This is a genomic window from Pseudomonas sp. Marseille-Q5117 (assembly GCF_946901175.1).
Lineage (GTDB): Bacteria > Pseudomonadota > Gammaproteobacteria > Pseudomonadales > Pseudomonadaceae > Aquipseudomonas > Aquipseudomonas iranensis.
The window spans coordinates 1-22,384 of record NZ_CAMPPP010000009.1 but is presented as its reverse complement, the minus strand read 5'-3'; the positions used below and the strand labels follow the sequence as shown (position 1 = coordinate 22,384).

General features: G+C 59.7%; 24 protein-coding genes. 12 read left to right on the top strand and 12 right to left on the bottom strand.

What is annotated here, in order from left to right; all coding sequences use genetic code 11:
- Positions 1-150: 150 nt before the first annotated feature.
- Positions 151-861, top strand: coding sequence for a histidine phosphatase family protein (locus tag OC605_RS15675; protein ID WP_016774478.1), 711 nt, complete (start codon positions 151-153; stop codon positions 859-861).
- Between the two features lie 63 nt (positions 862-924).
- The gene (locus tag OC605_RS15670) at positions 925-1,242 is read left to right on the top strand and encodes an SCP2 sterol-binding domain-containing protein (RefSeq protein WP_016774477.1); all 318 of its coding nucleotides are present in this window, start codon (positions 925-927) and stop codon (positions 1,240-1,242) included.
- A gap of 78 nt (positions 1,243-1,320) precedes the next feature.
- On the opposite strand, the gene OC605_RS15665 is transcribed toward OC605_RS15670, so the two are convergent.
- The 6 genes from OC605_RS15665 to OC605_RS15640 all read right to left on the bottom strand — a co-directional run bounded on the left by OC605_RS15665 (position 1,321) and on the right by OC605_RS15640 (position 4,746).
- Complete coding sequence (locus tag OC605_RS15665) at positions 1,321-1,827, bottom strand: hypothetical protein (RefSeq protein ID WP_133338144.1); 507 nt, start codon at positions 1,825-1,827, stop codon at positions 1,321-1,323.
- Between the two features lie 95 nt (positions 1,828-1,922).
- Positions 1,923-2,960, bottom strand: coding sequence for a hypothetical protein (locus tag OC605_RS15660; protein ID WP_133338146.1), 1,038 nt, complete (start codon positions 2,958-2,960; stop codon positions 1,923-1,925).
- Between the two features lie 12 nt (positions 2,961-2,972).
- Positions 2,973-3,272, bottom strand: a complete 300-nt coding sequence (locus OC605_RS15655; RefSeq protein ID WP_240996755.1) for a hypothetical protein — start codon at positions 3,270-3,272, stop codon at positions 2,973-2,975.
- Complete coding sequence (locus tag OC605_RS15650) at positions 3,269-3,499, bottom strand: PAAR domain-containing protein (RefSeq protein ID WP_241663605.1); 231 nt, start codon at positions 3,497-3,499, stop codon at positions 3,269-3,271. The genes OC605_RS15655 and OC605_RS15650 overlap by 4 nt, the downstream gene beginning before the upstream one ends.
- Positions 3,500-3,682: 183 nt before the next feature.
- Entirely contained in the window at positions 3,683-4,177 is a 495-nt protein-coding gene (locus OC605_RS15645; protein ID WP_016774476.1) for an RES family NAD+ phosphorylase, read from the bottom strand.
- Positions 4,174-4,746, bottom strand: a complete 573-nt coding sequence (locus OC605_RS15640) for an antitoxin Xre/MbcA/ParS toxin-binding domain-containing protein (RefSeq protein WP_410056004.1) — start codon at positions 4,744-4,746, stop codon at positions 4,174-4,176. The genes OC605_RS15645 and OC605_RS15640 overlap by 4 nt, the downstream gene beginning before the upstream one ends.
- Before the next feature lie 254 nt (positions 4,747-5,000).
- On the opposite strand from OC605_RS15640, the gene OC605_RS15635 reads away from it, so the two are divergent.
- The 3 genes from OC605_RS15635 (at position 5,001) to OC605_RS15625 (ending at position 8,195) form a co-directional block, all read left to right on the top strand.
- On the top strand, positions 5,001-5,864 hold the full coding sequence (locus OC605_RS15635; RefSeq protein ID WP_024012724.1) for a LysR family transcriptional regulator: 864 nt from the start codon (positions 5,001-5,003) through the stop codon (positions 5,862-5,864).
- 112 nt (positions 5,865-5,976) lie between these two features.
- Positions 5,977-7,122 (top strand): sterol desaturase/SRPBCC family protein, encoded by a 1,146-nt coding sequence (locus tag OC605_RS15630; RefSeq protein ID WP_130899971.1) that lies wholly within the window; start codon positions 5,977-5,979, stop codon positions 7,120-7,122.
- Entirely contained in the window at positions 7,119-8,195 is a 1,077-nt protein-coding gene (locus OC605_RS15625; protein WP_262138021.1) for an SMP-30/gluconolactonase/LRE family protein, read from the top strand. Before OC605_RS15630 ends, OC605_RS15625 begins: the two co-directional genes overlap by 4 nt.
- 109 nt (positions 8,196-8,304) lie before the next feature.
- Here the strand turns inward: OC605_RS15625 and OC605_RS15620 are convergent, their stop codons facing one another.
- Together OC605_RS15620 and OC605_RS15615 are read right to left on the bottom strand one after the other, a co-directional pair.
- On the bottom strand, positions 8,305-8,469 hold the full coding sequence (locus OC605_RS15620) for a hypothetical protein (RefSeq protein ID WP_165368399.1): 165 nt from the start codon (positions 8,467-8,469) through the stop codon (positions 8,305-8,307).
- A gap of 99 nt (positions 8,470-8,568) precedes the next feature.
- Positions 8,569-8,823, bottom strand: a complete 255-nt coding sequence (locus tag OC605_RS15615; RefSeq protein ID WP_130909934.1) for a DUF465 domain-containing protein — start codon at positions 8,821-8,823, stop codon at positions 8,569-8,571.
- A 204-nt stretch (positions 8,824-9,027) separates the two neighbouring features.
- On the opposite strand from OC605_RS15615, the gene OC605_RS15610 reads away from it, so the two are divergent.
- Positions 9,028-9,549 (top strand): DUF4142 domain-containing protein, encoded by a 522-nt coding sequence (locus tag OC605_RS15610; RefSeq protein WP_016774469.1) that lies wholly within the window; start codon positions 9,028-9,030, stop codon positions 9,547-9,549.
- A gap of 56 nt (positions 9,550-9,605) precedes the next feature.
- Here OC605_RS15610 and OC605_RS15605 read toward each other — a convergent pair whose 3' ends face one another.
- A complete protein-coding gene (locus OC605_RS15605) occupies positions 9,606-9,869 on the bottom strand; it encodes a hypothetical protein (RefSeq protein ID WP_038862096.1) in 264 nt (87 codons plus the stop codon).
- A gap of 260 nt (positions 9,870-10,129) precedes the next feature.
- On the opposite strand from OC605_RS15605, the gene OC605_RS15600 reads away from it, so the two are divergent.
- Genes OC605_RS15600 through OC605_RS15575 form a run of 6 tightly spaced genes read left to right on the top strand, consistent with a single transcriptional unit; the run spans position 10,130 to position 15,560 of the window.
- Complete coding sequence (locus OC605_RS15600; protein WP_186567203.1) at positions 10,130-10,981, top strand: STAS domain-containing protein; 852 nt, start codon at positions 10,130-10,132, stop codon at positions 10,979-10,981.
- Positions 10,982-10,985: 4 nt separating this feature from the next.
- Entirely contained in the window at positions 10,986-11,348 is a 363-nt protein-coding gene (locus tag OC605_RS15595) for an STAS domain-containing protein (protein WP_016774466.1), read from the top strand.
- Complete coding sequence (locus OC605_RS15590) at positions 11,345-11,749, top strand: anti-sigma regulatory factor (RefSeq protein ID WP_262138015.1); 405 nt, start codon at positions 11,345-11,347, stop codon at positions 11,747-11,749. The genes OC605_RS15595 and OC605_RS15590 overlap by 4 nt, the downstream gene beginning before the upstream one ends.
- Positions 11,746-12,759, top strand: coding sequence for an ATP-binding protein (locus OC605_RS15585; protein ID WP_262138224.1), 1,014 nt, complete (start codon positions 11,746-11,748; stop codon positions 12,757-12,759). Before OC605_RS15590 ends, OC605_RS15585 begins: the two co-directional genes overlap by 4 nt.
- Positions 12,752-13,627: a sensor histidine kinase gene (locus tag OC605_RS15580; protein ID WP_024012718.1), complete on the top strand. Its 876-nt coding sequence runs from the start codon at positions 12,752-12,754 to the stop codon at positions 13,625-13,627. The genes OC605_RS15585 and OC605_RS15580 overlap by 8 nt, the downstream gene beginning before the upstream one ends.
- On the top strand, positions 13,617-15,560 hold the full coding sequence (locus tag OC605_RS15575) for a response regulator (RefSeq protein ID WP_024012717.1): 1,944 nt from the start codon (positions 13,617-13,619) through the stop codon (positions 15,558-15,560). Before OC605_RS15580 ends, OC605_RS15575 begins: the two co-directional genes overlap by 11 nt.
- A gap of 465 nt (positions 15,561-16,025) precedes the next feature.
- Here OC605_RS15575 and OC605_RS15570 read toward each other — a convergent pair whose 3' ends face one another.
- The 3 genes from OC605_RS15570 to OC605_RS15560 all read right to left on the bottom strand — a co-directional run bounded on the left by OC605_RS15570 (position 16,026) and on the right by OC605_RS15560 (position 21,634).
- Positions 16,026-18,659, bottom strand: a complete 2,634-nt coding sequence (locus tag OC605_RS15570) for an excinuclease ABC subunit UvrA (protein WP_262138012.1) — start codon at positions 18,657-18,659, stop codon at positions 16,026-16,028.
- A gap of 38 nt (positions 18,660-18,697) precedes the next feature.
- Entirely contained in the window at positions 18,698-20,809 is a 2,112-nt protein-coding gene (locus tag OC605_RS15565) for an ATP-binding protein (protein WP_262138011.1), read from the bottom strand.
- Positions 20,810-20,944: 135 nt separating this feature from the next.
- Positions 20,945-21,634, bottom strand: coding sequence for a GntR family transcriptional regulator (locus OC605_RS15560; RefSeq protein WP_016774461.1), 690 nt, complete (start codon positions 21,632-21,634; stop codon positions 20,945-20,947).
- Between the last annotated feature and the right edge of the window lie 750 nt (positions 21,635-22,384).

The following is a 22,384-nucleotide window of genomic DNA, read 5'->3' as shown; positions in this document are numbered from 1 at the left end:
ATACCCATGCGCCGGCTCGTCGGCCAGCCGTGAAACCTCCGGCAACACGCCTGTAACGGGCATTTCAAACAAGCGTATGTTTTTTCATTGACAGCCTTACGCCATCCTCATAACCTCGCCTGACCTTCAACGTACCGGGACGACGCGGACGTGGGCAGCATCTACTTGATACGACATGGCCAGGCCTCCTTTGGTGCAGACGATTACGACGTGCTGTCGCCGACCGGTGTGCGTCAGGCAGAAATCCTCGGCCAGCACCTCGCCGACCTCGGTATCAGCTTCGATCGTTGCCTTGCCGGTGACCTGCGTCGCCAACAGCACACGGCCACCAGTGCACTGGAGCAATTCAGCGCCAGAGGCTTGCCGGTTCCAGTCCTCGAAACCGATTCCGCCTTCAACGAATTCGATGCCGATGCGGTGATCCGCGCTCTGCTCCCGGCCATGCTGCCGGAAGAGCCGGAAGCCCTCGACATCCTGCGTAACGCCGCGCAGAACCGCGGTGAATTCCAGCGCATCTTCGCCCTGATCGTCGAGCGCTGGCTTGCCGGCACCTACGACACACCCGGACTGGAAAGCTGGCTGGGTTTCGTCGAACGGGTTCAGGCCGGGCTGCACCGCATCCTCGACCTGGCGGAAAAGAACCAGAAAATCGCCGTGTTTACCTCCGGCGGCACCATCACTGCCCTGCTCCACCTGATTACGCAAATGCCTGCCAGACAGGCCTTTGAATTGAACTGGCAAATCGTCAACACCTCGCTCAACCAATTGAAGTTTCGTGGTCGCGAGGTGGCTCTGGCTTCCTTCAACAGTCACGCACACCTGCAACTGCTGAAGGCCCCGGAACTCATCACTTTTCGCTGAGTCCGGCTTACTGTGACCCTGGCTGTAACCACCCAGCTCCCATGACCAAGAAAGGATCGAACCATGACCTCCGTAGCTGATGCCGTAAAAGCAATGCAAGCCAAGTTCAACCCAGCCGCCGCTGCCGGTCTGGACCTGGTCTTCGGTTTCAACATCACCGACGAAGACAAGCAATACGCCCTGATCGTCAAAGACGGCACCTGCGACATCCAGGAAGGCGAAAACCCGGACGCCAACTGCACGCTGGTGCTGGACAGCCAGACCCTGAAAGACATCGTCAGCGGCGAAACCGACGGCATGCAGGCCTTCATGGGCGGCAAGCTGCGCGTTGAAGGCGACATGATGCTGTCGATGAAACTGTCCGAGCTGTTCCCTTCGTAAGAAGCTTCTTGGTAAAACACAGATCCCGCTTATTGGCGGGATTTGTCGTTTCAACCATTGAAGTCATGGCAACGTGAGTTAACGCTTGGCTGAAGCCGTCCCATCAAGCTCTTTTTTTACCTGAAGGTATGCCGCCTCTTCATCACTTTTTTCGATCAGATTCGAAGCCATCGAGCGGGGCAAGAGTTTCTTTTCTGTCACGTCCCAATCGATCGTAACGACCACGGTCTTGTTTGCAAACGTAATGAAAAGCCAATAGGAATCCACGGGCTTGTCAGGCTCGGCAAATGAACTATAGGCATACCGTATCTGGCGATGCAGGTCCGGCGTATTCAGAATGAGGTCTTCGGTATCCAACTTCGGAAACTGTCGCCCTACAGCGAATAACGCTTCGGTCAAGAGAACATCATTCTCAATATGTCGCAAACTTTCAGGCTTATTGCGCAGCATGGTCACTGGGCTCTCTTCAGGCGGAGTACCCATGAGACGCGGGCGATACATACCTGAACTGAACCACCGGCTGGCATCGAAACGGTTTTCTTCCGGACTCCACGGGCCGTAATACATTATTGCTTTGGCTGGCATCTGGGCTTCCTTGGCGTAAATAAATAGTCCTGCAAAGCTGGCAGCAATCAACAAGACACAGAAGACGTGACGTTTGCCTATAAACTTCAGGAGCGTCATAGCGGTTTATAGGCAAGCAGGTGTTTGGGTACGCCGTCCGGTGTATCACCTGATCGAACCTCACGATGTGCGCCTAAGGCATCCAGCGGAAATCCAATCTTCCGTTCATACAATGCTCGGCTGTCATCGTGCGCCAGCAAATTGCGCTCTTCTTCAGAGACTGTTGGCGTTGGCGCCTGCGGCGCCAGTTCATCAGGTAGTTGCGCCGTTGGGTCTTTGAGGGTCTTGCGATGTTCGATCAGCTTTCGTTCATAAGCGGTTTTTCGACTCAAATAATTCCGCATAGCTCGCCCATCAGCTGCTTCTCTTTCACGAATGCCCGGCACAGATCCCCGTTCCGCGGCAGTACCATAAGTTGTGTCGTAGTTGCTGCGTCTTGGAAATGCCCACACGGTGGTCCGGGTAGCATTAGCAAGAATCTGCGCCAGGCTGCGCTCGTAATGAGGATCTTCTGTTTCATTGACCTTGAAGTCGGCATCGATACCCAAACCTGTGCGACAAGCGTAGGAGTGAATTTTCGCACCATAGGCAAACGCTTCGGGTTTGAACATATTCGCCTGTGCATCACGCAGACGGTAGCTATCGTTTTTATCCAGCTCGTAGCCCAACTCGATACTGCCCACCACACCATGGGAAAAAAAGTCGAGCTGTTTGATCTCGCGCCCGCGGCGTTGCCGAGCTGCGATGAAATCCACAAGACCGGATATCGAGTCCATCTCTCGGTACTGGGCCCCGTGCTGATTTTCGACAACGTCCTTCAAAGCCGTCAGCAAGTTCTCCGGATAGTCATTTTTGAAAATCAGAAATACACGCTGGATCGTGAAGTTTGGAGTGCCGGTTGGATACTTTGTGAGTTGGCGGATACCCTGATTGATAAAGCGCATCTTGTTGCCCTTCTGGCCACGAACCTTTTCATAAAGGGACATGTAAGACGCACCCACAACCGTTACGTAATCCTGTGCCAGCGTACCTTTCACTTGGGTCGTTGTATGTTGATCGCTTGTTCGAGCTTGATTCTTTTTGGGGGCTGCCACCTGCCACCTCCCTTAGTAATCTAGGCCGAGCGCGTCGAGATGGGCGGCAGCTTCCTTACCCCACTGCACAACTATCGAAGTCGGGTTGGCCGTAAACACTCGCGCGGCGTTACCATGACTATCGGTATGGCCTACGAGACGCTGACCGTCACCCGTTTCGATGCAATAGAGCATGTCGGGAATAGCTTCGCCAGTGGCCTCATCAACCAGTTGGAAGCGCTCGCTGTGTTTAGGAACAGTGATAATCGGGGAGAAAGGTGCGGAACCGACCTGGGTGCCGACAAAAACGTCGCCAGAGCCCGTGATTATCATGCCTCCGTGGGCCGTCGCACTGCCCAAGAAAGCATAGGCTTGCCATTGATCAAAATATTGCTGATGCCTTCGGTGACAGTGTCTCCGCACGCTGTGGTGTCTCCGACACGCAAAACTGGCATTCCATTGATGTTTACATCACCGGAACCGCTGTTACCGGGATTGGTGCCATGGCCTGTGATCGGGCATGCATTAAGATCGCTGAGTCGAGCGGCAGGCTTTGCCATCTTTAACTTCCTTGTAGTAAGCGTGGGCGCGAAATGTACCGGATCTTTATATTGGTTGAAAGCCTGAATCCAGACGTAGAATGCGAGCCGCCGCGAATGTAGCTGGCAGCGACTCATCGGCCCTTGATCGCTCCCGGAACCTGGAAATTGTCGTGTCGGATTCGCAGGCCCACACAAATACGATCAACCCTCCTGCAACAACCGCGTATCCAGCCCAAACCGCTCTTGCGAAACCATCCTGAACTGCCCCTCCGCCAGATCGCAACTCACCAGCAAATTCCACGAGTGCCGGGTGGCTACCGAAGGCACCAGAACAAATGGATGTTCAGCCAACAGTGCATCTGCAAACTTTCGCTGGTTGGGCGAGGTTTTGATCGGGGTGAGCCAATGCGGATTGGGCACGTCTTCCGGTTGCACGATTCTGACGCTGGCGTCGTGAGTGATTTCAAAACAGGTCAACACATAGGGTTCCTGATCAAGCGCATCGAAGCTGCCATGGGCGGCCACCTCCAGTATCGCCGTGGAGGGGTCGACCGACGCATAAACGACTCTGCGGCCGGGCGTATTCCAGCGGCCGCCGTCCCGTTTCGACCCCAGGCCGCTGTCCCAGGTCTCGCTGTACACCTCGCGATCCAGCCGCCAGGCGTACCAGCGATCATCCCAGGGCAAGGGATTCATTGATAAACCCCGTATTTGATCTGGTTCAGATACTCCTCCACCATCCTGAAGCCCAGCGCATGTCCCACCAGATCGAGCGGCACATAACCGTAGAAGTAAGTAGCGCGTTGCTCCAGCCATGATTCGGCCTTGGCCTGACGCCCGAATACTTCGATGGCCAGTTCCAGCGCAGCGGCATATTGGTAGGCGATGACGCTCTGCGGCGTGTCCAGGCGCACCGACGCGCCTTCCTTGAGCAGGCGTCGCACGGTTCTCACAGATTTGCCGGTGATACGTTTGACCATCTCTCCCTGTTGGTACAGCTCGGAGGTTGCGATCATGTTCACCACATCAAGCAGCTCAAATCCTTCGCTTGTGCAGCGCAGGATGAGCATCGGATCGTCGCCGGTATCCTGCCCACGCAACAGCAACTCCAGAGGTTTGCCCTCGAGCTTCTTCAGGCCCGTGAGCCGGGGCACTTTGGCGCTCGGCATGGCAACGTTCTCCGAGGGGCATCTGGCGCGGTCGTCGCGCCAGTAATGGCGAGGCGAGTAAGCAGGCGTATCGCTTTCAATCAGTGGGATTCGCATAGTCCATCCTTTGTCCGGGTCCAGAGCGATCTGTGCGCTCGATGACTTCAATGTCAGGACTGATCCTATAGATCCGGCGTCCGACGACCAACCTGAAAAAGTCGTCAGAAATATCCCCAAATCTGATCAAAACGCTCCTGTTTCCGTAGGACTCAAACGCAATTTTCAGCGGTTCAATCCGTTGTTGCTTTCAGGTTAGGGAGAGAGCCTTTTGACTTACAATGCGCTCCACCTCCAGTCACCGGCCCTGCCCCATGGACATCGACCTCGCTCGCACTTTCCTCGAAATCGTCCGTCATGGCAGCCTTGCCGCCGCCGCGCAGAAGTTGTTCGTCACGCAGACCGCCATCACCGCGCGGGTGCAGAAGCTTGAAAGCCAGTTGGGCAGTACGCTGTTCGTGCGCAATCGCGCCGGGGCGAAGTTGACGGCCAATGGCGAAGCGTTCGTGATCTACGCTAATCAACTGGTGCAGACCTGGGAAGCCGCGCGCCGCGACTTGCCGCTGCCCGAGGGTTATCACAACGTTCTGCATATCGGTGGCGAGGTCAGCCTGTGCAACCCGTTGATGCTCAGTTGGGCGGCGGAACTGCGCGAGAAAATCCCCGGCCACGCACTGCGCATGGAAATTCGCGATGGCGAAAATCTGCTGCGTCAGCTCGAACTCGGTGTGCTCGATGCCGCGCTGGTTTATCAGCCGGAATACTGGCCGGGTCTGCAGGTCGAGCAAGTGCTGGAGGAAAAACTGATTCTGGTACGCGCGCCCGAGCGTCCGGAGCCTTACGTCTACATCGATTGGGGTCCGGATTTCCGCCGTCAGCACGACGCCGCCCTGCCGGAAAAAGCCAAAGCCGCGCTGAGCTTCAACCTTGGCCCGCTGGCCCTGCAATACATCCTCGAACATGGCGGCAGCGGCTATTTCCGCACTCGCGTTGTGCGCACTTACCTAGAGACCGGCGCCCTGGAAGCCGTCACCAAAGCGCCGGAATTCGGCTATCCGACCTATCTGGTGTATTCCCGTGATCGCGACTCGGCAGTGCTGCAGCAGGCCTTCGATCTGTTGCGCGAAGTGATCCGCACCGATGACGACTGGTCGCAGCGCTGGAATCCGTTGAGCTGACGGACAGCCTCAGTCCAGAGCATGGCGCTTAAGGCCGCAAGGTTCGCGCTGCACAAGTCAGCGGATCGGCTAATCTGCCGGGTATAACAACAATACCCGCAGGTGAAACGCATTGAGGCAGACCACCGAGGCATTCCGCAGCCGCTACCGGGCGGCCATTCATCCTTTGTACAACCCATGGCTGCATGGCGCGTTCGTGCTGCTGTTCGGCATTTTCGCCGTCGCTGCGTTCTGGCGCACGGTGCATTCAGTGAGCTGGCTGGAATGGCTGACGGTGCCGCTGAGCCTGTTGTTGTTCAACTTCGGCGTATACATGGTCCATCGCCATTTGGGCCATCACAAAAAAGCTTTCGCAAAGATGTTCTACGCGCGGCATGCCGGCGACCATCACAGTTTTTTCACCCCCGGGCACATGACCTACGACAGCGCGCGGGACTGGCGGGTGATCCTGTTTCCAGCCTGGCTAATCGTCATTCATACGCTATTGATCACCCTGCCGCTGTGGTGGCTGCTCGCGCAGGTCAACGCCAATGTCGCCGGGCTGTTTGCCGGGTGCATGGTGCTCGGTTATCTACTCTATGAGGTGTTCCATGCCTGTGAACATCTGCCACCGCAAAATCCGTTGACCCGCTTGCCATGGATCCGCCAGATGCGCCGTCTGCATGAACTGCATCACCGCCGCGAGCGCATGCAGGAGCGCAATTTCAACATCGTTCTGCCCTTGATGGACTACCTGTTCGGCACGCTGTACCTCGAGCCGGAACCCGCCCCTTTGAGTAATTCGCAAATGCCCATGACGCGCATGCAGCACCAGATCGATATCGCCGGCGAGCCGGTCGCTGTGCTGGCCTATGCCGCCAGCGTCAGTCACTGGCCGGACTGGCATCCCTCCTCATTGAAGATTGACGGTCCGCACGGTCCACTCCATGCCGGTGCGCGTTTCGAAGAGGATATCCATGCCGGCGGACGTGCCGGTCACTTGCGCTGGGAAGTCACTGAATATCTGCCGGGCCGGCGCTGGTGCGCACGCGCGCAAAGTGATCAGGGCCTGTCCCTGCGTTTGACTTACGAGTCCTCGGCGGAGGCTGGTGGCACGCGATTCGTGCGTACGCTGGAATATCGCTTTGACGGTTTGCTCATGCGTCTGGCCAATCGCCTGTTACTCAAGCGACGCATCGAGCGCGAATCTGCCGCGTCCATGCTTGCCCTGCGCGACACGACCGCGCAGTACATCGGCGCGGCGAGGGCCAGCGCGTGAAATTACGTTATCTGCTGTGCCTGCTGATCGTTCTGGTCATCGCCTTCTTGTTGTTGCTGCCGACCAAGGTCGAACCGGTCGCCTGGACGCCGCCACCGGCGCCCTCGTTGAAAGACGGCATCTACGCGGACAACCAGCGCCTCAAAGCTGTGGTGAAGGTCGGGCCGAGCGACATCGAAGGGCCTGAGGCGCTGCTGCTGGAAGACGAATTCCTCATCACCGGATTGCATGACGGCCGGCTGATCCGCAGCAGCCTCGACGGCACGCAGCGCAAGGTCCTCGCCGACACCGGTGGCCGTCCCTTGGGCCTGGCCCGTCATCCGAACGGCATGCTGGTGATTGCAGATGCGGTCAAAGGCTTGTTGTCGCTGGATGCGCAGGGCCGCGTGATCCCCTTGACCACCGAGGCCAACGGCGTGCCATTTGGATTTACCGATGATGTGGCGGTCGACAAGTCAGGCCACTACGCCTACTTCAGCGATGCCTCGAGCCGCTGGGGCTATGGCCATGACGGTGAGGCGATCATCGAGCACGGCGCCGACGGCCGTTTGCTGCGTTACGACTTTCAGAGCGGCAAGACCAGCGTCTTGCTCGACAAGTTGCAGTTCGCCAACGGCGTCACCCTTGGCCCCGACGAAGCCTATGTGCTGGTCAATGAAACCGGTGCTTATCGCATCAGCCGCTACTGGCTGAGCGGGCCGAAGGCCGGTACCCATGATGTGTTCATCGACAACTTGCCGGGGCTTCCGGACAACCTCTCGTTCAATGGCAGCAATCGCTTTTGGGTAGCGTTGTACGCGCCGCGCAACGCGTTACTCGATGGCACCGCGCAGCACCCGTTCGTACGCAAGATGATCGTGCGGGCGTTGACGGTTTTGCCCAAGCCTGTCGAAAAGCGTGGGTTTGTGCTGGGACTGGATCTGGACGGCAAGGTGATTGCCAATCTGCAGGACGCGAGCGATGGCAATTATTCGCCGATTACCACGGTGCGCGAATATGGGCAGTGGTTGTATTTCGGCTCGTTGAAGGCGAGGCATATGGGGCGGATGGGGTTGGATGCGGCGCTGAAGTGAGCCTGCGCGATTTGCGGCGGAATGGACTTGCACCTTCGCGAGCAGGCTCGCTCCCACAGGAGAAACGAATTCCAAATGTGGGAGCGAGCCTGCTCGCGAAGGCGGTCTGTCAGTTGCTGGACCGGTCGAACTTCTCCGGATCTTCATCCTCCGGCAGTTCTTTCACGGTTTTTTCCGGATGCGCTGTGGTATGCGCCGGGCTGTTGGGTTCAGGGCGGGTCGGAATCGGGTCGAAGCCGCCCTGCTCTTCACTGGGGAATTTCGGATCGTTCATGAGGCACCTCGCAACGAGTCGATGGTTTGCAGACTCTGCACATTGGAGGTGCCGTGGGTGATCGCCGTTCCCTTCGGATGGCGACCACGGGTCAGGTAATTACTGACCGGTCAGCGGCTGCCCGGCCAGTTGGGCGACGATCTGTTCCTTGACGATCACACGCTTCTCTTTGAGCTTTTTCAGCTCGTCGTCAGTGGGGGCGTCGGACTGGGCGTTCTCGGCCTCGACGACCGCTTTATCCACGTCGAAATACTTGTTGAGCAGCGAATCCAGCTTCGCATCCTCGGAGCGTTTTTGCTCGATCTCTTCCTTTTTGCAGCCCAGGTCCTGATACAGATCATGTGAAACCGGCATGAAACACCTCCATCAAATTGATCGACAACCAGCGCGACCGATGCGCTGACTCGTTATCAGCATGGCCTTGCGCAATGGCTTCTGTCGACACCCTGTCAGACCAGCGGTTGCCGTTCGTCGCCCTGTCGTAAATGCGATAAAACCTTTGGCTTGTGAGTTCGCTCCATTGGATAACGCTCACAAAAACCTGCGTGGAGATACCCAATGGACGGATTCAACCTGCGTCATCTCGCTCTGGCTGTTGCACTGTCTGCCGGCATGGGCAGCGCCTTTGCCGCGACCGACAATGATTTTGTCGATAACGCCGCCGCCGGTGGCATCGCTGAAATCGAAACCAGCCGCCTGGCTCTGGAAAAAAGCCAGTCAGCTGACATCAAAGCCTTTGCCAATCAGATGATCACCGATCACAGCAAAGCCAACGATGAGCTGGCAGCAATTGCCAAGGCCAACGACATCGAAGTCCCGGACACCACCACCCTGGTCAAACAGGCCAAGGAAAAGATTCTCGACATGCGCGATGAATCCTTCGATGCGGCCTACGCCAACAACCAGGTCAAGGCTCACGAAGAAACCATCGAGCTGTTCAAGAAACAGGCGAACACCGTGACCGATGACAAGGCCAAAGGCGCTACTGAACTGAAAGCGTTCGCGCAGAAGATGCTGCCAGCGCTGGAAAAACACCTGGCCCACGCCAAAGAGCTGCAAGCCAAACATCCGAGCAAGTAACCGCCCGGCAATAAAAAGGCCGCATCCTTCGATGCGGCCTTTTTGCGTTTCAGCGATCAACCGCCATCGGTGTCGATATCGGCGTCGGTGCTCTCGCCGGGTTCAGGACGGTCCGGGTCAGGCTTGAAGCCGGGGCTGAAGTCGTTGCTGTTGTCATTGTGATGCTGCTTCTGATCGACCTCGGCAGCCGCGCTGTCCGCCTGTCCTTGTTCAGCCGGCGCGGGGGTATTTTGCCCTGGTGTCTGCGGGTCGATGGCCGGGTCGTTGCGGTTAATTGACTCTGAGGACTGATTTTGCTGTTGCGGCGCTTGCTCGTTCATATCCACCTCATTCATAGTCCTGCCTCCTTCTTCCAGCACGACTGGAAAACGTCGGGCATGCAGATTCGAAGCCTGACGCCGCAGATTCGTTCAAAACATCGTTGCCTGCTGCCACGCCGACTAGAGTTAGCGGGGCGTTCGACGCGGCAGGCAGAAAAATTCGCCGCTGGGTAAACAACTATTTCAAGCGGCAAATGTCAGTCAATTCGCGCCGGTCATTTCGCTGAGCCGGCACCATTACGTAACGGAGCGACACGCACATGGCAGCACTGCAGAACGGCACAGTTGAAGCAATCAGGAACAACCAGGCTCATCTGCTGAGCGAATGGACCAAACGCCTCGAAGCCAGCGGCGCCACGCGCAATCTCAAGGAACACGACCTCGCTCAGCAAACCCGCGACTTGCTCTCCCTGCTACTGGCCGGTCTGGAAAACGGCAACGGCAGCAAGATTGCCGCCGCAGGCTGGGAAGACACCCGTCAGTTCCTTGAAAAGCTGTCGCAGAGCCGCGCCCTGCTCGGCCAGGATTCCCAGCAAACCGCCAACTTCATCTTCGCCTTGAAAGGTCCGCTGTTCGCCCTGCTACAAAACCATTATCAGGACCAGCCGGCACTGCTCGCCGAGCAACTGCTGGAAGTTTCCGAACTGCTCGACACGGTCGGCATGCACACCATCGGCACCTTCCAGAAATCCCGCGAAGCGGTGATCAAGCGTCAGCAGGAAGAGCTGCTGGAACTGTCGACGCCGGTGGTCAAGCTGTGGGACGGCGTTCTCGCCCTGCCAATGATTGGCACCCTCGATTCGCAACGCACCCAAGTAGTCATGGAATCGCTGCTGCAACGCATCGTCGACACCGGTTCTGAGATCGCCATCATCGACATTACCGGCGTGCCGACCGTCGACACCCTGGTTGCCCAGCACCTGCTGAAGACCGTGACCGCCATTCGCCTGATGGGCGCTGATTGCATCATCAGCGGCGTGCGTCCGCAGATCGCCCAAACCATCGTTCACCTGGGGCTGGATCTGCAAGGCGTTGTGACCAAGGCCAACCTGGCCGACGCTTTGAAACTGGCCCTGACTCGCCTGGGCATTAGCCTCGGCAAAGCGGTCTGAGCCGATGGAACGTATTCCGATTCTTCAAATGGGCGATTTGCTGCTGGTGACCATTCAGGTCGACATGCACGACCAGCTCGCCATGACCCTGCAGGACGATCTGTCCGAGCGCATCAGCCGGACCTCGGCCCGTGGCGTGCTGATCGACATCTCGGCGCTGGACATGGTCGACTCGTTCATCGGGCGCATGATCGGCACCATCTCGGGGTTGTCGAAAATCATGGACGCCGAAACCGTGCTGGTCGGCATGCAGCCGGCCGTGGCAATCACGCTCGTTGAGCTGGGCATGACCTTGCCGGGCGTCAGCACCGCCCTCAACGTCGAACGCGGAATGAAACTGCTGCAGGATCGAGTACGCCTGCAATGACCGTACGCAGCAGTGGTACCCAACCCATCCTGATCGAACAGGACGTGGTACTGGCCCGCCAGACCACGCGCAAGCTCGCCACCGAATGCGGCATGCGCCTGATCGACCTGACCAAACTGGTGACCGCCGTCAGCGAGCTGGCGCGTAACACCATGGTCTATGGCGGCGGCGGTGACATGGATTGGCAGATCCTCGAAGAAAACGGCCGGGTCGGTTTGCGCATCACGTTCCGCGACGAAGGCCCGGGCATCGCCGACATCAAACTGGCGATGACCGACGGTTGGACCTCTGGCAGCGGACTAGGCCTCGGCCTGACCGGCGCCAAACGTCTGGTCAATGAATTCGAACTCGACACTGAGCCCGGCAAAGGCACGCGCATTACGATCACACGATGGACATGAATATCACCGGGTCGTTGACCCAGGTTCTGCCGATCGAGGACAGCAGCCAGATCGGCCACGCCCGGCGCACCGCGCAGAAACTCGCCGAGCAGCATGGCTTCGACGAAAACGATGCCGGCCGCGTGGCACTGGTCGCGACGGAACTGGCAAGCAACGTGCTCAAGCATGCCCAGCGCGGTGAATTTCACCTGCGTGTGCTGGCGCGACCAGGCAACGGCTTCGGCATCGAGATGCAGACTGTGGATCGCGCGCAGGGCTTTGACCTGGATGCCTGTCTGGCGGACGGTTTTTCCACTGGCGGCACGCAAGGCATCGGCCTCGGCGCCGTGTCCCGGCAGACCAATGTGTTTGATGTTTACGCTGACCACCGTGGCGCGGTGCTGCTGGCGCGGATCTTTGCGCGCAGCGACCGTCAGGCGGATATCCGCTTCGGCGTCAGCCAGCATTCGCTGCATGCCGATCCAGCCTGCGGCGATGTCTGGCATCTGGCGTATGAAGGCTCGCGGATCAGCGCGCTGGTGGTCGATGGCCTCGGTCATGGCGAAGACGCCGAGCGCGCAGGCCTGGCCGGGGCACAAGCATTCGCGCGGGCGCCGTTTGCCGATCCAGTGGTATTGATGGAAGACCTGCATCAGGAAATGCTCGGCACCCGTGGCGGCGCCGTCGCTTTCGCGCAGTTCGACAGCCAGCGCGATGGTCTGACGTTCGCCGGTGTCGGTAACATTGGCGCCAGTCTGCTCGAGGCTGGCAAATCCCGTGGCCTGGCCTCGCACCCCGGCATCGTTGGCGGCCAGTACCGTAAAGCCAAACCCTTTGACTATGCTCACGTGAACGGACATTTATTGATCATGTACAGCGACGGCTTACAGTCCCGTTGGAATCTCAAAGACTACCCCGGCCTGGTGCATCGCCATCCGTCCGTGATAGCCAGCGTCCTGCACCGCGACTTCTGTCGTGGTCGCGATGACGTGACGGTACTGGTCGTTGCTCTGGAGGCCGCCCATGGCTGAATCGACTACCTTGAGCCATGCCGAACAGGCGGCGCTCATCGCTCAGTTGCAGCGCGAAACCACTGCCCTGCGCGAAGAGCTCGATGAAACCAACCAGGGCGTGCTGGCGCTGTACGCCGAGCTCGACACTCAGGCAGAAGAACTGCGTCAGGCATCGGATTTGAAGAGCCGCTTCCTGTCATACATGAGCCACGAATTTCGTACGCCGCTGGGCTCGATCCTGAGCATCAACAGTCTGCTCGCTGACGAACTCGACGGCCCGCTCAGCCCTGAACAGCACAAGCAGGTAGCCTTCGTCAGCACCGCTGCCCGCGAGCTCAGCGACATGGTTGATGACCTGCTCGATCTGGCGAAGATCGAAGCCGGGCGCATCAGCATCTCGCCGGCCTGGTTCGACATGTTCGACCTGTTTTCGGCCCTGCGCGGGATGTTCCGGCCAATCGTCGACGCCTCGGCGGTGGATCTGATCTTCGAAGAGCCGCTGGGCCTGCCGCGCCTGTATACCGATGACAAGAAGCTCGGGCAGATCCTGCGCAACTTCATTTCCAACTCGCTGAAATTCACCACCCGTGGCGAAGTGCGCGTGTCGGCGCGACTGGAAGGTGAAGACAAGGTGCGCTTTGCCGTCAGCGACACCGGCATCGGCATCGCGGCCGAGTTGCATGACACGCTGTTCGAAGACTTCTCCCAAGTCGATTCGCCATTGCAGAAACGTCTGCGCGGCACCGGTCTGGGTCTGTCACTATGCAAGCGTTTCGCCGCCCTGCTCGGCGGTGAAGTCGGGGTAGACAGTACGCCGGGCGTGGGCTCGACGTTCTTTGTCATCATCCCGCTGGCAATCGCTCTGGAGAACGTCGATGAATCGTGACATCCGCCTGTTGATCGTCGATGACAACGTCGCCACCCGTTACGCCCTGCGTCGGCGCCTGGAGCGCCACGGCTACACAGTGCTCGAAGCCGGCACCGGCAGCGACGGCCTGGCCCTGATCGAGAGCGAAGCCCTCGATGCGTTGATCCTCGACGTCAACCTGCCGGACATGAGCGGTTTCGACATCGTCCGCCTGTTGCGCGCCGACCCGCGCACTGCGCTGCTGCCGGTGATTCATGTGTCAGCGGCGTCGATCCAGACCGGCGACATCATCACCGGCCTCAACGCGGGCGCCGATGCCTATCTGATTCACCCGGTCGACCCCGATGTGCTCTTGGCCACGCTGCGTACCCTGCTGCGGGTGCGCGACACGGAAAATGCCCTGCGCGAAAGCGAGGCGCGTTTCCGCGAGATCTTCGCCAACGTCTCGGCGCCGATCGCCGTGCTCGATGCCAATCTGAAAGTGCATGAGTGCAATCACGCATTTGCCCAATTGATCGTCGATAACCGCGATCAGCAGGCGCTGCGTGAATGCTTCGCCGAAGATCAATGCTCGATCCTCGATGAACTGCGTCTGCGTCTGGTAGACGGCGAGCGCTGGAAAGGCACGCTGAACATGCGCGTGCAGGGCGAGATTCGCGAGACCCAATGGCAGATTTCGCCGTATCGCACGCCAGAGCTGAGCCTGGTGTTTGTCGAGGACGTCACCGAACACCGCCACCGCGAGCGCTCGCATCTAGCGCGACTGGATGACACCACCACGCAGCTGGCCAAGGAAGTCGCCGAGCGCGTGCACGCCGAAGCGCAATTGTTGCAAGTGCAGAAAATGGATGCGCTGGGCAAGCTCACCGGCGGTATCGCCCACGACTTCAACAACCTGCTCACCGGGATCATCACCAGTCTGGAACTGATCCAGAAACGCGTGGCCGATGAGCGTCTGGACAAGGTGCAGTTCTACACCGAAGCAGCGCTGAATTCAGCGATGAGCGCGGCCTCGCTGACCCATCGTCTGCTGGCATTTGCCCGTCAGCAGCCGCTCGATACACGGCCGGTGGACATCAACGAGCATGTCCGCTCGCTGGAAGAATTGCTGGTGCGCACCATCGGTGAGCGCATCACCCTCAAGCTGGAATTGACCAACAAACCGGCGATTGCGCTGGTCGACCCGGTGCAGCTGGAAAGCGCGGTGCTCAACCTGGTGATCAACGCCCGCGATGCCCTGCCCTCCGGCGGCAATATCTGGGTCAATACTTACGCCGCTTATTCCCACGGCGATCCGAATCTGGCCGATGGCGCGTACGTGGCATTGTCGGTACGCGACGATGGCACCGGCATCGAACACAACGTGATCGACAAGGTGTTCGAGCCGTTCTTCACTACCAAGCCGCTGGGCCAGGGCACCGGGCTTGGTCTGTCGACGATTTACGGCTTCGCCCGCCAGTCCGGCGGTGACGCGCACATTCGCAGCGTTGCCCGCCGTGGCACCGAAGTGACGATCATGCTGCCCGGCACCAACGACCCGACCGGGGCCGACGCGCCTGTGCCGGTGCCTGATGCCAAAGGCAGTGGCGAACATGTGCTGATCGTCGAGGACATGGCCACGGTGCGCTTGTTCGTTACCGAAGTGCTGGAAGATGCCGGCTATCGCTGCACGCAAGCGGCGGATATCGAATCGGCGCTGGAGCGCTTGCAGAACGACCCGTCGATCGATCTGCTGCTGACCGACGTCGGCTTGCCGCGCATGAGCGGCCGTGAACTGGCGGATGTTGCCCGTGGCTGGCACGAAGGGCTGCCGATCCTGTTCATGACCGGCTACGCCGAAACCGCGCTCAACCGCCAGGTCTTCCTCGGCACCGGCATGGACATGCTGGTCAAACCGTTCCAGATCAGCGAACTGCTCGACAAGGTCCGCCGCACGCTGGATGGCGCCTGAACTGGCGCACATGCCCGTATAGGAGCGAGTCTGCTCGCGAAGGCGTTCGTCCAGTCAGCTCATCTGCGGCTGACATTCCGCTTTCGCGAGCAGACTCGCTCCCACAGGGGGTCTGCTGCGTTACCACTTTATTGGGTACAGCCTGCAAAACTGTGGGAGCGAGCTTGCTCGCGAAGGCGTCCATCCAGTCAGTTCATCTGCGACTGACACACCGCTTTCGCGAGCAAGCTCGCTCCCACAAGGGGTCTGCTGTGTTACCACTTTATTGGGTACAGCCTGCAAAACTGTGGGAGCGAGCTTGCTCGCGAAGGCGTCCGTCCAGTCAGTTCATCTGCGGCTGACATTCCGCTTTCGCGAGCAGGCTCGCTCCCACAGGGGATCTGGTGTGTGACGACCTTTCTGGGTACACCTTTCAAAACTGTGGGAGCGAGCCTGCTCGCGAAGGCGTCTGGCAAGGCGCCGTGACTATCGGCTTAACGCCCGAGCCAGAAACGGCGCAGTCTTGCTCTTCTTGCTGGTGGCGACTTTCTGCGGTGTGCCGGCGGCGACGATCCTGCCGCCCTGATCGCCGGCCCCGGGGCCGATGTCGATCACCCAGTCGCTCTGCGCGACAACACGCATTTCGTGTTCGACGACGATCACCGTGTGCCCCGCGGTCACCAGCGTATCCAGCTGCTCGAGCAATCGATCGACATCTCGCGGATGCAATCCAGTAGTCGGTTCATCCAACACATACAAGGTCGCGCCACGCTGGCTGCGCTGCAACTCGGTCGCCAGTTTGATCCGTTGCGCCTCACCACCGGACAGTTCCGTGGCCGGTTGCCCCAGACGCAGATAACCCAGACCAATATCGCGCAGCACCTCCAGCGAACGACGAATCCCTGCCTGCTCGGCAAATACCGCCACCGCTTCATCGACGGTCAGTTGCAGGACTTGGGCGATGCTCAAGCCCTGCCAGAGAATCGCCAGCGTCTGCGGGTTATACCGCGCTCCGTGGCAGGTCGGGCACGGCGCATACACGCTGGGCATGAACAGCAATTCAACACTGACAAAACCTTCGCCCTCACACGTGGCGCAACGGCCCTTGGCGACGTTGAAGGAAAACTGCCCGGCGTCATAGCCCGCCGCTTGTGCCTCGGGAGTCGCGGCGAACAGCTTGCGCACGTTGTCGAACAAGCCGGTGTAAGTCGCGAGATTGGAGCGCGGCGTGCGTCCGATGGGTTTCTGATCAACCTGCACCAGGCGTTTGATCGACTCCAGGCCGGCGCTGATCTGGCCAGTGCTGGGCGGCGGCGCGTCATCTTCCAGGCTCGGCTCTTCTGACTCTGCCTCGGCCACCGGACGGCCCAGCTGCGCGCCGACCAGTTCCAGCAAGGCCTGACTGACCAGACTCGATTTGCCAGAACCCGATACGCCGGTCACCGAGGTGAAACAGCCCAAGGGGAATTCGGCGCTGAGATTATTCAGGTTGTTGCGCGTCACGCCGTCCAGCTTCAGCCACCCGCTCGGCTTGCGTGCGGCGCGCTCAGGGCGCTGGTTTTCCGCGAACAGATAAGCGCGGGTCTGCGAGTCTGCAATATCAGCAAGTCCCGCAGGCGGACCGCTGTACAGCACGCGCCCGCCCTTTTCGCCCGCCGCCGGGCCGACGTCAATCAGCCAGTCGGCACGGCGCATGGTTTCGACATCGTGCTCGACCACAAACAGCGTGTTGCCGTCAGCCTTCAAGCGCTGCAACGCTTCGAACAGCGCCTCGCCATCCGCCGGATGCAGGCCGGCAGATGGCTCGTCCAGCACATAAATGACGCCGAAAAGCTGTGAACCCAATTGCGTGGCCAGGCGCAAACGCTGCAACTCGCCCGACGACAGCGTCGGCGTATTGCGTTCCAGCGCCAGATAACCCAGGCCGAGATCGGTCAGGGTGCTGACCCGCTCCAGCAAATCCTCAGCAATGCGTTGCGCCGCCAAGCGTTTTTCCAGCGACAGGTTCGGCGTGTGGCGCACGTCCGGCGCGCTGGCATGCCCGCTGGCGCCATGGGCGACCCGCTGCTGACGCGCCTCGCGGGTTTGCGCATGGCTGAGGGTGTCGCCGCTCTCCTCGGCCTGTTCCAGATAATTCGCCGCCGCCACTGGCCGCAGCACTTCGGCCACTTGCAGCAACGGCATCTGCGACAGCTCACCGATGTCGTAACCGGCGAAGGTCACCGACAACGCCTCGCGCTTGAGCCGCTTGCCCTCGCACAATGGGCACGGGCTGCCGCGCATGAACTGCGAAACACGCTTCTTCATCAGCGCACTTTGCGAGTGGGTGAAGGTGTGCAGGATGTAGCGCCGCGCGCCAGTGAAGGTGCCCTGATAACTCGGTTCCATTTTGCGCTTGAGCGCGACGCGGGTTTCTTCCGGGGTCAGCCCGGCATACACCGGCACCGTCGGCGTCTCTTCAGTGAAGAGAATCCAGTCGCGCTGCTTTTTCGGCAGTTTTTTCCACGGAATGTCGACATCGATGCCCATGGTCACCAGGATGTCGCGCAGGTTCTGCCCTTGCCAGGCCAAGGGCCAGGACGCCACTGCACGCTGGCGGATGGTCAGGTTCGGGTCCGGCACCATCAGCGCTTCGGTCACTTCATAGACGCGACCAAGTCCATGACACTCCGGGCAGGCGCCCTGCGGCGTGTTCGGTGAAAAATCCTCGGCATACAGCATCGGCTGCCCCGGCGGATAACTGCCGGCGCGGGAATAGAGCATGCGGATCAGGCTCGACAACGTCGTCACGCTGCCCACCGAAGAACGCGCACTTGGCGTGCCGCGCTGCTGTTGCAAAGCGACGGCGGGCGGCAAGCCTTCGATGGAATCGACATCCGGCACGCCGACCTGATCGATCAGCCGCCGCGCGTATGGCGCCACCGATTCGAAATACCGCCGCTGGGCCTCGGCATACAGCGTGGAAAACGCCAGCGACGACTTGCCCGAACCGGAGACACCGGTGAAGACCACCAGCGCATCGCGCGGAATATCGACATCAACGTTCTTCAGGTTATGTTCGCGGGCGCCGCGCACACGAACCATGCCGGCGGGTGCTTTGGAATTGCGCTTGGAAATCATCGGCCTGCCTTGATTGAAAAACTGGGCAGCGCTCGGCATCAGGTGCCGAGCACCTCGCAAATCATCTGCAGTAACGCTTGCGGGCTGTAGGGTTTGCCGAGCAGATGGGTATCGGGGCTGAGCTGGTGGTCGCGGGAAATGATGTCGCGGGTATGCCCGGAAGTGAACAGCACCGGCACCGGCGGTGTCTGCACCTTGGCCCACGCGGCCAGATCCGAACTCTTGATCAGGCCGGGCATGACCACGTCGGTGAAGATCAGATCGATCTCGATGCCTTCCAGCAACATCTGCATGGCCACGTCGCCATTGCACGCGGTCATCACCCGATAGCCTTCCTCGCGCAGCAACTCGACCGCCGAAGCGCGCACCGCGTCATTGTCTTCCACCACCAGAATGGTTTCGTGGCCGCCGCTCTTGCGTTCGCCGACACTGGCGGTCTCTTCGCGAACCGGACGCAGACTGCGCGGGAAATACAACTGCCCCCGCGTGCCTTCGCCGAGCTTGCTGTCGATCTCGACGTGGCCGCCACTCTGTTTGACGAAGCCGAAGACCATGCTCAAACCGAGCCCGGTGCCCTGGCCGTCGGCCTTGGTGGTGAAGAACGGTTCGAAGACCTGTTCCAGCATTTGTGGGGCAATACCCACGCCGGTGTCGGTGACCGCCACGCGAACATAATCACCGGCCGCTATGCCCTTGCCGGCGCAGTATTCGCTGTCCAGACAGACATTGGCGGCGCTGAGGCCGATGACGCCCTCGCCCTTCATCGCGTCGCGGGCGTTGATGGCCAGATTGAGAATCGCGTTTTCCAGTTGGTTGCGGTCGACGTTGATATGCCACGGCTGCGGCGGCAACTGCACGTCGATCTGAATGGTTTCGCCCAAGGCGCGTTGCAGCAACTCGCCAACGCCTTCGAAAATCTGTTCTGGGTTGCACACGGCGGGTGAAAGCGGTTGCCGCCGGGCAAACGCGAGCAATTGTGAAGACAGTTTGGCCCCGCGCTCGACCGCCGCCAGCGAAGCCCCGACCCGGCGCTGCACGTTGGCATTGTTGGGCTCATGCCGAGCGAGCAGATGCAGGTTGCCGGCGATCACTTGCAGCAGATTGTTGAAGTCATGGGCAACGCCACCGGTCAGGCCGCCGATGGCTTCGAGTTTCTGCGACTGGCGCAACTGTTCTTCTGCGGCTAGTCGCGCATCCACCTCGGCGGCCACGCGCTGTTCGAGGTTGCGGGTGAATTTGAGCAGCGACTCTTCGGCATTCTTGCGTTCATGAATATCGATCAGCACGCCGGGGAAGCGAAACGGTTTGCCTTGCTCATCGAACTCGCAGGCACCACTGGCCAGCACCCACAGATACTGGCCGTCAGCGCGGCGCACACGGTATTCGGCGTTATAGGGCTCGCCTGTGCGCACGCAATGGGCAACCCGCTCCTGCACCCAACGGTGATCTTCGGGATGAATGCGCGATTCGGCGATCTCTTGTTGCAGATCGCTCAGGTCCTGATCCGGCGGATAGGAAAAGGTGCGGGCGAAACGTTCGTCAGCGGAGAAGCGATTGTTCTTGATGTCCCAGACAAACGAGCCAAGCAGTGCGCCGGCATTCAGCGCCAGACGCACGCGCTCGTTGTCAGCGCGATAGGCATCTTCGGCCGCCTGGCGCAGGCGCTCGGAATGCACCAGTTCGGTGGTTTCGACCACCATCGCCATGACGCCGCCGGGCACGCCTTCGTCGTTGGCCACCGGGCTGTAATACAAATCCATCCAGACGTCTTCGGGCACGCCGTCGCGCAGCAATACCAGCTCTTTGTTGCGATAGGACAAGGTGCCGCCGGCCAGGCAGGTGTCGACGACGTGACGGTTGAATTCGGCGACTTCCGGCCAGCCCAGCTCAACCGGGACGCCGAGCAGATAGGGATGGCGGCCGCCGGCGAATTCGGAATAAGCGTCGTTGTAGATCATGTAGCCGGCGTGGCCCCAGAGCATCACCATCGGCAGCGGCGAAGCCAGCATCAGTTGCACGGTGTTGCACAGGCTGGCCGGCCATTCGGCGAGCGCGCCCAGTTCGGTGTGGCTCCAGTCGAACGCACGGATGCGCTCGGCCATTTCGCCTTTCCAGCCTTCACAGCCGTGGCTTTCGGATAAAAACTGCATCGCCTGACTCAGTGTCCTTTTTTGCGGTTTTCCGATCTATCGCAACGCTACAACGACGCGACGCCCGTGTGTTTCGAGGCTGTGGAAACGCATTGGTTTCATCGCAGGTATAGCTGATTTGCGACGCAGAGCCATTCAGACGCCAATCAAGTGTTTGAGTGGGTGATAGCCGGTTTTCATTTTTGCCGCGACGTCGAGGATCGCTTTCTCGATTCCGTTGAGGTGGGTGCAGGTCAGTTCGATTGCGGCGCTCTGATTGCCGGCCTCGATGTACTCGAGCAGGCGCAGGTGTTCATCGTCGCGGCAGGCTTGATGACTGTCGTCATCGAGCGCGGCGGCATACAGCGAGGCCCGGGAGATCAGCTTCTGGAACCAGTCGAGCAGTACCGGATTGTTCAGGCTGCGCGCCAGTTTGAGGTGGAACTCGCCGAGCAGATGGATCAGTCGTTCATGGTCGCCGGCAGCATGCGCGGCATCTTCCAGTAACAAGTGCTCACGCAGATCCTGCATGGCAACGCTGTCTTTACGCCGGCACAGTTCGGTGACGATGCCGATCTCGATCAGCCGCCGGGTTTCGAACAAGGAACGCAGCTCTGCGTCACTGGGCAGCGACACCGATGCGCCTTTGTTGGGCTCGGTGGTGACCAGACCATCGGCCTCCAATTGCTTGAGCGCAGCCCGCACCGAAGTGCGACTGACATTGAACAGCTCGGCCAGCGAGGCCTCGCCCAGCTTCATGCCCGGGCGCAACGAACGCTTGCTGATCGCCGCATAAACCCCTTGGTAGACGCGATCGACCGTGGTTTCCAGCTTCTTTTCGCTCATTCGAACACTCCTTTGGCGTCGGGCAATTCATCCTGGCAGTGGCTGGCCATGGAGATTGATCGGGTTCCCGTACCAGTGTGAAGCGCAGAATATCTGCCTTCGGGCCAAAGGTGCAGCCTTTTGATTTATCTCGATTTTGGATAAACAGCCAAAACCTGTGGGAGCGAGCCTGCTCGCGAAGGCGGCGGCACATTCAACATCGTCGTCGCCTGACACTGCGCTTTCGCGAGCAGGCTCGCTCCCACAATGGTCCGGGGCAGATCAGCAATCTTTGTCGCAACCCAATTCCCTGTGGGAGCGAGCCTGCTCGCGAAGGCGCCGGCACAGTCAACATCGTCATCGCCTGACACTGCGCTTTCGCGAGCAGGCTCGCTCCCACACTGATACGGGGCAGATCGACAATCTTCATCGCAACCAAAATCCCTGTGGGAGCGAGCCTGCTCGCGAAGGCGGCGGCACATTCAACATCTTCATTGCCTGAGACTGCGCTTTCGCGAGCAGGCTCGCTCCCACACTGATACGGGGCAGATCGACCATCTTCATCGCAACCCAAATCCCTGTGGGAGCGAGCTGAACTGGTCAAGTAATCCCAGACACCGGTTACGGTGTTTTAGGCAGCTTTCTGCTCCATCGCTATTGGCGACAGATAACTGTTGTAGCTGTGAAGCCGGGTGCGGTTGTAATACACGAAGAAACGCACCATGTCGGTTTCTGCTTCATCGATCAGGCTGTAGCCGCTGCGAGGCACCC

Excerpts from the sequence above, each read along its gene's own strand:
- OC605_RS15600 (WP_186567203.1), top strand. The coding sequence starts at position 10,130 with ATGGCAGCACTGCAGAACGGCACAGTTGAAGCAATCAGGAACAACCAG.
- OC605_RS15670 (WP_016774477.1), top strand. The coding sequence starts at position 925 with ATGACCTCCGTAGCTGATGCCGTAAAAGCAATGCAAGCCAAGTTCAAC.
- OC605_RS15570 (WP_262138012.1), bottom strand. The coding sequence starts at position 18,659 with ATGATTTCCAAGCGCAATTCCAAAGCACCCGCCGGCATGGTTCGTGTG.
- OC605_RS15665 (WP_133338144.1), bottom strand. The coding sequence starts at position 1,827 with ATGCCAGCCAAAGCAATAATGTATTACGGCCCGTGGAGTCCGGAAGAA.
- OC605_RS15645 (WP_016774476.1), bottom strand. The coding sequence starts at position 4,177 with ATGAATCCCTTGCCCTGGGATGATCGCTGGTACGCCTGGCGGCTGGAT.
- OC605_RS15575 (WP_024012717.1), top strand. The coding sequence starts at position 13,617 with ATGAATCGTGACATCCGCCTGTTGATCGTCGATGACAACGTCGCCACC.
- OC605_RS15580 (WP_024012718.1), top strand. The coding sequence starts at position 12,752 with ATGGCTGAATCGACTACCTTGAGCCATGCCGAACAGGCGGCGCTCATC.
- OC605_RS15635 (WP_024012724.1), top strand. The coding sequence starts at position 5,001 with ATGGACATCGACCTCGCTCGCACTTTCCTCGAAATCGTCCGTCATGGC.
- OC605_RS15610 (WP_016774469.1), top strand. The coding sequence starts at position 9,028 with ATGGACGGATTCAACCTGCGTCATCTCGCTCTGGCTGTTGCACTGTCT.
- OC605_RS15655 (WP_240996755.1), bottom strand. The coding sequence starts at position 3,272 with ATGATAATCACGGGCTCTGGCGACGTTTTTGTCGGCACCCAGGTCGGT.
- OC605_RS15595 (WP_016774466.1), top strand. The coding sequence starts at position 10,986 with ATGGAACGTATTCCGATTCTTCAAATGGGCGATTTGCTGCTGGTGACC.
- OC605_RS15565 (WP_262138011.1), bottom strand. The coding sequence starts at position 20,809 with ATGCAGTTTTTATCCGAAAGCCACGGCTGTGAAGGCTGGAAAGGCGAA.
- OC605_RS15650 (WP_241663605.1), bottom strand. The coding sequence starts at position 3,499 with ATGGCAAAGCCTGCCGCTCGACTCAGCGATCTTAATGCATGCCCGATC.
- OC605_RS15590 (WP_262138015.1), top strand. The coding sequence starts at position 11,345 with ATGACCGTACGCAGCAGTGGTACCCAACCCATCCTGATCGAACAGGAC.
- OC605_RS15560 (WP_016774461.1), bottom strand. The coding sequence starts at position 21,634 with ATGAGCGAAAAGAAGCTGGAAACCACGGTCGATCGCGTCTACCAAGGG.
- OC605_RS15615 (WP_130909934.1), bottom strand. The coding sequence starts at position 8,823 with ATGCCGGTTTCACATGATCTGTATCAGGACCTGGGCTGCAAAAAGGAA.
- OC605_RS15640 (WP_410056004.1), bottom strand. The coding sequence starts at position 4,746 with ATGCGAATCCCACTGATTGAAAGCGATACGCCTGCTTACTCGCCTCGC.
- OC605_RS15605 (WP_038862096.1), bottom strand. The coding sequence starts at position 9,869 with ATGAACGAGCAAGCGCCGCAACAGCAAAATCAGTCCTCAGAGTCAATT.
- OC605_RS15620 (WP_165368399.1), bottom strand. The coding sequence starts at position 8,469 with ATGAACGATCCGAAATTCCCCAGTGAAGAGCAGGGCGGCTTCGACCCG.
- OC605_RS15585 (WP_262138224.1), top strand. The coding sequence starts at position 11,746 with ATGAATATCACCGGGTCGTTGACCCAGGTTCTGCCGATCGAGGACAGC.